This window comes from Selenomonas sp. (genome assembly GCF_052169755.1).
In the GTDB taxonomy this organism is placed as follows: Bacteria; Bacillota; Negativicutes; order Selenomonadales; family Selenomonadaceae; genus Selenomonas.
In genome coordinates, this window is sequence record NZ_JBQNBV010000095.1 from 1 (window position 1) to 8,339 (window position 8,339).

Sequence of the window (8,339 nt, forward strand, 5' to 3'; positions counted from 1 at the left end):
CGAGCGCGACGGAAATCGCCGTGATCTTTATCGTCACAAGCGCACCGATGAGCAATATGGGAAACGAACTCACCGCCAGATCAAAATCAAAATTCATGCCTGCACCTCACGACCATCCTCAGTCGGCCTTCTTGCCGAACCACTTCGTGTAAATCTCGTCGTATTTGCCGTTTTCCTTGAGTTTCTTCAGAGCCGCGTCAACTTTTTTCTGCATCTCCTGATTGTCCTTCGCCATAGCGATGCCGTAGTCCTCAGACGTCAAGAGTTCCTTGACGACGCGCACGTCAGTCTCACCGCTCTTGGCAATGTAGTAGTCGTTGACCGGACGATCATTGACGACAGCCTGCACGCCGCCCGCCTTAAGTTCAAGGAAGGTGTCCGCCGAGCTGTTGAGTTCCTTGACCTGGATGTCGGGATTCTTCTTGACTTCCTTTGCACTCGTCGTACCGATCTGCACGGCGACCGTCTTGCCTGCGAGATCCGCAAAACCGTTGATGTCCTTATTGTCTTTCTTAACGACGATCGTCAAACCCGACTGATAATACGGCTCCGAAAAGAGTACGTTCTTCTTGCGCTCGTCATTGATCGTCATACCTGAAATCGAGATGTCAATGTTCTTCGATACGAGCGCCGGAATCAGACCGTCAAAGTTGATGTTTTGGATTTCCGCCGTCATGCCCATCTCTTCTGCCACAGCACGCGCGAGATCCATGTCGAAACCCTCGTACTCCTTGCCGTTCTCACTCTGGAACTCAAAGGGAGCAAAGTCCGCATTCGTACCGACACGCAGCGTCTTGGACGCCGAACCCGAATCCCCCGATCCGCCGCAGCCTGCGACAGCAAACGAAGCCGCAGCCAGAAGCCCCACAGCGCCGAGCAGCATCTTCTTCATTTTCATGAATAATTCCCCTCCTAGAAAGCCTTCCCTAAACAAACATAAAGAAGCCCGGGATGCCCCGAGCCTTCTCGCATCGCATATTATTATAGCACAGAAATAAGCGCATAGCCATAGTGCATTTTTCGCGATTGCGCCATTTTCGATTCCCGCTCATTCGCGCGGCATGGCAAGGCGCAGGGCGTCTTTGAGCGTCGCCGCGCCGAAAATCTCGATGCCTTCCACGCGCTGCAAGCGTTCGGCGTTTTTCTGCGGCAAGATCGCGGCGCGAAAGCCGAGCTTGGCGGCCTCTTTCAAGCGCACGTCAGCTTGGCTGACGGCGCGGACTTCACCCGAGAGCCCGACTTCACCGAAGATGATCGCCTTGGGGCGCACGAGACGATTGGCAAACGACGACGCCATAGCGACGCAAAGCCCGAGGTCTGCGGCAGGCTCGTCGATCTTGATGCCGCCCGCGACCTTGATGTAGACATCGCACGCGCCGATCGGCAGCTTGACGCGCTTTTCAAGGACAGCAAGCAGGAGTTGGATGCGCTTTACATCGACCGAATCCGCCGTGCGCCTCGGCGGCATGTAGGGCGTCTCGGCGACGAGCGACTGGATCTCGACGAGCAGCGGCCGCGTACCTTCGACCGTCGGCACGACGACCGTGCCGCTGTCCGGCTCGCGGTCGGACAAAAAGAGCTTGGATGCGTCCGGCACATCGGCAAGCCCCGTGTCGCGCATCTCGAAAAGCCCGAGTTCATTCGTGCTGCCAAAGCGGTTCTTGACGGCGCGCAGGACGCGAAACTGGGCGCCCTTCTCACCCTCGAAGTAAAGCACGGTGTCGACGATGTGCTCCAAGACGCGCGGTCCTGCAAGCGTGCCATCCTTCGTGACGTGCCCGACGACGAAGGTGGCGACGGCGTGCGTCTTGGCAAGGCGCAGCAGCTCGACGCTGCTCTCGCGCACCTGACTGACACTGCCCGGCGCACTCGTCACATCGGAGCGGAAGATCGTCTGAATCGAGTCAATGATCAAAAGCTCCGGCTTGACCGTTTCGATATGCGCCGTGATGCGCTCAAGATTCGTTTCGCTGACGACGAAGAGATCGGCGGCAATCGCTCCAAGGCGGTCGGCTCTCATGCGCACTTGGCGCGTGCTCTCCTCGCCCGTCACATAGAGCACGCGCTTCTTCGCGCGTGCGATCTCTGCCGCCACGCGAAGCGTCAGGCTCGACTTGCCGACGCCGGGATCGCCGACGATCAAGACCATCGAGCCGGGGATCACGCCGCCGCCCAAGACGCGGTCAAGCTCGCCCGAGCCTGTCAAAAAGCGCGGCATGTCCTCGACGGCGACCTCGCCGACGGCGACGGGCTTTGCGCCGTCGGAAAGCCCGAGCCTAAGCCCGTCGCCCGCCGCTTCGGGTGCGGCGACCTCCTCGACAAGCGTGTTCCATGCGCCGCAGCCCGGGCATTTGCCCATCCACTTGGGCGTATCGTAGCCGCATGCCTGACAGACGAACACGGTCTTTTTCTTCTTCGCCAAACTCATTCCGCCTTTCCTCGCCCTATCATCAGCAAGCGCCGCACGAAAAGGAGCAGCGAACGCACGAGCCAGAGCGGCGCCCACGCCATATTCAGAAGCAAATTCCCCGCGGAAGCTGCGCCGTTCGGCGCGAGCTTATTGCACTGCGCCCGCATGAAGAACATCCTTTTTCTTCTTTGGCGTTTCCTTCGGCTGCTTCTTGACGAAGTCCAGACGCTCGCCGACCTTCTTGACGTAGATCGTATCGCCTCGCCCGAAGTCGCCCTTCAAGAGCCTTTCAGCGATCTCGTCCTCGATGAGCTTTCGTATCGCACGCTTCAACGGGCGTGCGCCGTACTTGAAGTCCGTGCCGTTTTCAACGAGCTTCGCCTTCGCCGCCGGACTGACTTCGAGCGCCATGCCTTTTTCCGACAGGCGGCTCTCCACCTCGCGCAGCATGATATCAACGATCTTTACAAGCTCTTCCTTGCCGAGCGGACGAAATACAAGCATCTCATCGACACGATTCAAAAACTCGGGGCGAAACACGCGCTTGACCTCTTCAAAAACGCGCGTTTTCCCCCTGTCGTAAGCGTCGCCGAGCGTCTGCAGACCCGCCGTGAAACCGAGCGCCGTCGAGTGCTTGAGGTAGTCGGCGCCCGCATTCGACGTCATGATGATGACCGTGTTCTTACAGTCCACCGTGCGCCCCTGCGCATCCGTCAGCCGCCCGTCGTCCAAGACCTGCAGAAGCACGTTGAAGAGATCGGGATGCGCCTTTTCCACCTCGTCGAGCAAGATGATCGAATACGGATGGCGGCGCACGGCCTCCGTCAGCTGGCCGCCTTCTTCATAGCCCACATATCCCGGGGGAGCGCCGACGAGCTTCGACACGGTGTGCTTCTCCATATACTCAGACATATCGAAGCGCACGATCGCGTCTTCCGTGCCAAAGAGCGATTCCGCCAAAGCACGCGCAAGCTCCGTCTTGCCGACGCCTGTAGACCCAAGGAAAAGAAACGAGCCGATGGGACGCTTCGGATCCTTGAGCCCTGCACGCGCACGGCGCACTGCCTTGGCGACCGCCGTCACGGCTTCCTCCTGTCCCACGACGTGCGCCGCAAGAATCTGCTCCAAATGCAGCAGACGCTCCGATTCCTTCGCGGCAATATCTTTCACGGGAATGCCTGTCCAAAGCCCGACGGCATCGGCAATATCGTCCGCCGTGACCGTGACATCTTTCATCTCGCGCTCCTGCCAGCGATCCTTCGCAGCGGCAAGATCGTCCTTCAAGGCGCTTTCCTCGTCGCGCAAGGATGCCGCACGCTCGTAGTCCTGCAGCTTGATCGCCGTGTCCTTCTCCGCGCCGAGCTTCTTCAAACGCTCTTCCAGCCGCTTGATCGAAGTCGGCAGCACGACGGCTTTCATGCGCGATTTCGACGCTGCCTCATCCATGAGGTCGATCGCCTTGTCCGGCAGACAGCGGTCGGGAATATAACGATGCGACAAGCGCACCGCCGCCTTCAATGCCTCGTCCTTGATCTTCGCATGATGAAACGCCTCGTACTTCGGGCGCAGTCCACAGAGGATCTTCTCCGCCTCATCCGTCGTCGGTTCCTCGACGAGAATGCTTTGGAAGCGGCGTGCAAGGGCAGAATCCTTCTCGAAATATTTCTTGTACTCTTTGAGCGTCGTCGCGCCGATGATCTGCACCTCACCGCGCGAAAGGGGCGGCTTCAAGATATTCGCAGCATCAAGCGAACCTTCTGCCGCACCCGCGCCGATCAGCGTGTGCATCTCGTCGATGAAGAGAATCACGTTGCCGCTCTTCATGACCTCATCAAGGATGCCCTTCAAACGCTCCTCGAATTCGCCGCGGTACTTCGCCCCCGCCACAAGTCCCGCCATCGGCAGGGAAACGATACGCTTAGGCTGCAAAAGACGCGGTACGGCGCCCGTGGCGATTCGCGCGGCAAGACCTTCGGCGACCGCCGTCTTGCCGACGCCCGGTTCTCCGATGAGGATCGGATTGTTCTTCGTGCGCCTGGACAAGATCTGCACAACTCGCTCGATCTCCTTTTCCCTGCCGATCACAGGATCGAGCTTGCCGTCCTTCGCCAGCCGATTGATGTCCCTGCCGTACTTGTCCAAGAGCGGCGTGCCCGTGCCGCTCTGCACGGGCGCACCCGAACGGCGGCGGCGCTCCGGCTTCAAAAACTCCTCGCCTGCCCGCGTACCGCCGAGCATATCGACGACCGCCGCGCGCACGATATCAAGATCGGCGCCAAGCGAAATCAGGACGCTCGCCGCCACCCCTTCATTTTCACGAATCAGCCCCAAAAGGATATGCTCCGTGCCGATGTAATTGTGTCCGAAAGAACGCGCTTCCTCGACGGCAAGCTCCATCACACGTTTAGCGCGCTCCGTGTAGTACGATGCGTGCCGCTCCTCTACCTCACGGCTGTCCAGCATCCCCTCGATACGCGCGCGCACATGACCGAAATCCAATCCTAGAGAACGCAGCGCACGCGCCGCGACGCCCTCCCCCTCGTGCAGCAGACCCAAGAGAAGATGCTCCGTGCCGATGAAGTTCTGCTCCAACTCCTGCGCTTCATACTGAGCCAGTTCCAGCACTTTGAGTGCGCGGCCCGTAAAGCGGTTCATCATAAAAATTCCACCTTTTATCAAGGGGTCACTGATCATTTCAGCGCCGCCTAAAAAAGCGCTTTTCCTGCGCTTCATCCGCCTGCCGCTCTATCGCGGCGGGGAGCTCATCATATCTATTGCGTACTTTCCAATATTCGGCGGACGACTTGTGCCCGTTTCCTATCTATTTCATTCTTCGACATGTTCTCATTTCCTGCCAGACCGCAAAGATAATTTGCCCGACTTGCGATCAAAATATCGCCAAAAACACTCGACGCCAGTCCCTCAATGATGCCAAGATCGACGCCGAGCCGCACGCGGCTCAAAAGCGCGAGCGTTTCTCCGTCGCCCAGCGCACGCGCATAGTGCAGCACGCCGTATGCGCGCCATACCTCATCTTCGATGCGCTCCTTGTCGTAGAGCATGAGCGATTTCCTCGCCCGACGCTCCTGCGCGACGATCTCGCCGACCGATATGCGCAGGTTGTCACTGAGTTCACGCTCCGTCAGCCCCAAGGACAGCTTATTGGCGACGGCGAACACGTTGCCGGCGGACTCCGCCCCCTCGCCGTACATCGCGGTCATCGAGAGGCCGATCTGCGGCGATATATTGAGGATATTGCCGATGTTCTCCGTGTAGACCAGCCCCGGCAAATGAAGCATAACCGATGCGCGAAGCCCCGTACCGAGGTCGGTCGGGCAACTCGTCAGATAGCCGAGCTTTTCGTCAAAAGCAAAATCGAGCTTCGCTTCAAAAACATCGTCAACGCGCGACGCCCGCTCGTACGGCGTCTTGAGATCGAAGCCCGCTGTCATCGCCTGAATGCGCAGATGGTTCTCCTCGTTGATAAGGATGCTCATAGAGCGGTCGTTGCTGATGTATGCGCTGCGGTGTGCGGGATTCTTAAGCAAAATGCGGCTGATGAGCTGCTTCTCCCATAGCACGTTCTGCTCAAGCGCCGTACACTTCGAAAGCTCGACGCCATCGAATGGCTCATCGAGCGCTTCCTCCACATCGCCGAGTACGGCGGCGGTACGCTCTGCCACCTCGGCAAGCTGCCCCAAGTCCGCACGATTGGGAAAAGGAAGCTCCCGCAGGTTGCGTACGAGACATACGCGGCTCGCCAGGACGACATCATTGTCCGTGCCGTCAGCAATGAGCCAGTCGAGATGCGACCCTGAAAAAAGTTCATCCCTCGCCATCACGATTCGCCCCCTTTTGCTGCTGTCTCACCGTCAAAAGGAGCCGCCTCGTCCCCCGCATCATGCGCCTGTGCCTTCTTCTGCGCGGCAAGCTGCACAGAAAGCGCTCGTATCTCATCGCGGTACTGTGCCGCCTTCTCGTACTCCTCCTTCGCGACCGCACGCTCCTGCGCAGTGCGCAGACGCTCGATGCGCTGCTTGAGCGCGAGCGCACCGCCCGCCCGCTTCGGAATCTTGCCGCGATGATTGCCCGCGCCGTGGAGCCGCCGCAAAAGCGGCGTCAGTTCCTCACGAAATGCCTCGTAGCAAACGCTGCAGCCGATCTTTCCCTGCTGTGCAAAATCACGAAAACTCATACCACAGTTCGGACAAGTGAAAAGCGTTTCCTCGTCGGTCGGCTTTTCCTCCGCCGTCGCTTCCGAAGGCGCAGGCATGTGCTGAATCACGCCCTTGATGAAATCGTTGATCGAGTAATCCCCGCCGCTCATACCCGCCATCGCCTTGCTGTAACGCGCTGCACAATCGCGGCAGAGATTCATCTCCGTCGTATCGCCGTTTTTCAAGACGATGAAGTGCACACGCGCTTCATTCTTTTTACAGTCATCACAAAGCATAGACTCCCCTCCTCACGAAAACTTTTCCAGTGTCAAAAGCAGTGAACGGATAAACTTCAAACGATCCTTCGGCTTGAGCTTCTTGTACGCCGTCGTCACCGACTGCATGACAAGCGCCGCCTCGCGCGTCGTGATCATCTGATGCTGCACGAGATAGCGCACCATCGACTGCACCAGCTCCGGCTCCGATTCCTCCGTCAACTTCTCGATCATGTCCTGATAGACGAGATTTTGCAGCGGCACCTGCACGATGCGGATGAAACCGCCGAGACCGCGCCGTGATTCGACGGCAAAGCCTTTTTCCTGCGTAAAGCGCGTATTGAGCACATACGAGATCTGCGACGGCGCACACGAGATCTTATCGGCAAGCTCCGTGCGCCGAAGCTCCACCTTGCCATCCTGCTGTGCCGCCAACTGCCGCAGGATATATTCTTCAATCAAATCAGCAATATTGCTGCTCATAGTATCACCCTGCCTAAAATTTTACTGCCGAAAACACTCGGCGTTATTCTGACCATTTGATTTTTACCTCATTATATTTGTCTTTTTGACCTTTGTCAATGAGAAATCATCACACGGATGCCGCCCTACGCTTCCTGCCCTTACAGCTTCAAATCCCTTCAACTCTACAAAAAAATATGCTATAATAGTATCGTATTTCGTTATGTTTGTTTATCTTTGATTTTTCGCCAACAAAATATCCTATCCAAACATCGATCAGCGAAAGAGAGCGTTCCCGTGCATGTTATATTTTACGAAACAGAAAACGGAACTGTCCCTGCGAAAGATTTCATCTTCTCACTCGACCCAAAGCTCAAAGCCAAGGTCTTATATGTCATTGACAAACTGGAATCGCGTGGCTCCAAGCTACGACTTCCGGATTCAAAAGAACTGTCTGACGGAATTTTTGAATTACGAGCCGTATCCGGCAGCAATATCGCCCGTGTCTTGTATTTTTTCATCATAGGAAATACTGCTGTTTTGACAAACGGGTTCATCAAAAAGACCCGCAAGACGCCGCTAAATCAAATCCTGCTCGCAAAAAAATACCGCGACGACTACAAAAGGAGGAATCCCATATGATAACATGGCATGAAGTTCGCAAAGAACTATTGAGCGACCCGGAAGTGCAGCATGAATACAATATGTTGAAACGGGAAGAGGATGCCAAACAACGGACGCTAAACCGTGTTGAAAAATCTCACAGAAAGCCTCCCTCCACACCATCACATTCTTCTCCGCCAACTTACGCTTGATACGCTTGAATCTTCCGTACAGGTTATCGGGAAAACGTATCACGAAATACGACTCCATGCAACAAAAACAGGGGCAGCCCCGTAAAGCCGAAACGGCTTCGCGGAGCTGCCCCTTCCTTATGTCCGTCTGCGACGGGATTTCAAACGCAAACCGATGCCCTAATCTCAAATCTCGATCTTACCTGCATTCAAAAGCGCTTCTTTCGCTTCTTTGACAAGT

8 protein-coding genes are annotated in these 8,339 nt (G+C 56.8%); 1 reads left to right on the forward strand and 7 read right to left on the reverse strand.

The genetic code is table 11. The annotated features are described in order from the left end of the window. Positions 1–118: 118 nt before the first annotated feature. The 7 genes from ACTTKG_RS07570 to ACTTKG_RS07600 form a co-directional block, all read right to left on the reverse strand. Positions 119–898 (reverse strand): basic amino acid ABC transporter substrate-binding protein, encoded by a 780-nt coding sequence (locus ACTTKG_RS07570; protein WP_442673614.1) that lies wholly within the window; start codon positions 896–898, stop codon positions 119–121. Positions 899–1,048: 150 nt separating this feature from the next. Further along, positions 1,049–2,422 carry a DNA repair protein RadA gene (gene radA, locus ACTTKG_RS07575; RefSeq protein WP_442673615.1) on the reverse strand — a complete coding sequence of 458 codons (1,374 nt, stop codon included), beginning with the start codon at positions 2,420–2,422 and terminating at the stop codon, positions 1,049–1,051. A 2-nt stretch (positions 2,423–2,424) separates the two neighbouring features. Continuing rightward, complete coding sequence (locus ACTTKG_RS07580; RefSeq protein WP_442673616.1) at positions 2,425–2,577, reverse strand: hypothetical protein; 153 nt, start codon at positions 2,575–2,577, stop codon at positions 2,425–2,427. Continuing rightward, positions 2,558–5,068: an ATP-dependent Clp protease ATP-binding subunit gene (locus ACTTKG_RS07585; RefSeq protein ID WP_442673617.1), complete on the reverse strand. Its 2,511-nt coding sequence runs from the start codon at positions 5,066–5,068 to the stop codon at positions 2,558–2,560. The genes ACTTKG_RS07580 and ACTTKG_RS07585 overlap by 20 nt, the downstream gene beginning before the upstream one ends. A gap of 113 nt (positions 5,069–5,181) precedes the next feature. After that, entirely contained in the window at positions 5,182–6,249 is a 1,068-nt protein-coding gene (locus ACTTKG_RS07590; protein ID WP_442673618.1) for an ATP--guanido phosphotransferase, read from the reverse strand. Then, positions 6,249–6,863, reverse strand: coding sequence for a UvrB/UvrC motif-containing protein (locus ACTTKG_RS07595; protein WP_442673619.1), 615 nt, complete (start codon positions 6,861–6,863; stop codon positions 6,249–6,251). Before ACTTKG_RS07595 ends, ACTTKG_RS07590 begins: the two co-directional genes overlap by 1 nt. Before the next feature lie 12 nt (positions 6,864–6,875). Continuing rightward, positions 6,876–7,325 (reverse strand): CtsR family transcriptional regulator, encoded by a 450-nt coding sequence (locus ACTTKG_RS07600; protein ID WP_442673620.1) that lies wholly within the window; start codon positions 7,323–7,325, stop codon positions 6,876–6,878. A 276-nt stretch (positions 7,326–7,601) separates the two neighbouring features. Between ACTTKG_RS07600 and ACTTKG_RS07605 the strand changes: the two genes are divergently transcribed. Next, a complete protein-coding gene (locus tag ACTTKG_RS07605) occupies positions 7,602–7,946 on the forward strand; it encodes a type II toxin-antitoxin system RelE/ParE family toxin (RefSeq protein ID WP_442673621.1) in 345 nt (114 codons plus the stop codon). Positions 7,947–8,339: the final 393 nt, after the last annotated feature.

Bases quoted from the DNA above. Each gene is read 5' to 3' on its own strand.
- ACTTKG_RS07595 (WP_442673619.1), bottom strand. From the start codon at position 6,863: ATGCTTTGTGATGACTGTAAAAAGAATGAAGCGCGTGTGCACTTCATC.
- ACTTKG_RS07590 (WP_442673618.1), bottom strand. From the start codon at position 6,249: ATGGCGAGGGATGAACTTTTTTCAGGGTCGCATCTCGACTGGCTCATT.
- ACTTKG_RS07580 (WP_442673616.1), bottom strand. From the start codon at position 2,577: ATGCGGGCGCAGTGCAATAAGCTCGCGCCGAACGGCGCAGCTTCCGCG.
- ACTTKG_RS07600 (WP_442673620.1), bottom strand. From the start codon at position 7,325: ATGAGCAGCAATATTGCTGATTTGATTGAAGAATATATCCTGCGGCAG.
- ACTTKG_RS07585 (WP_442673617.1), bottom strand. From the start codon at position 5,068: ATGATGAACCGCTTTACGGGCCGCGCACTCAAAGTGCTGGAACTGGCT.
- ACTTKG_RS07570 (WP_442673614.1), bottom strand. From the start codon at position 898: ATGAAAATGAAGAAGATGCTGCTCGGCGCTGTGGGGCTTCTGGCTGCG.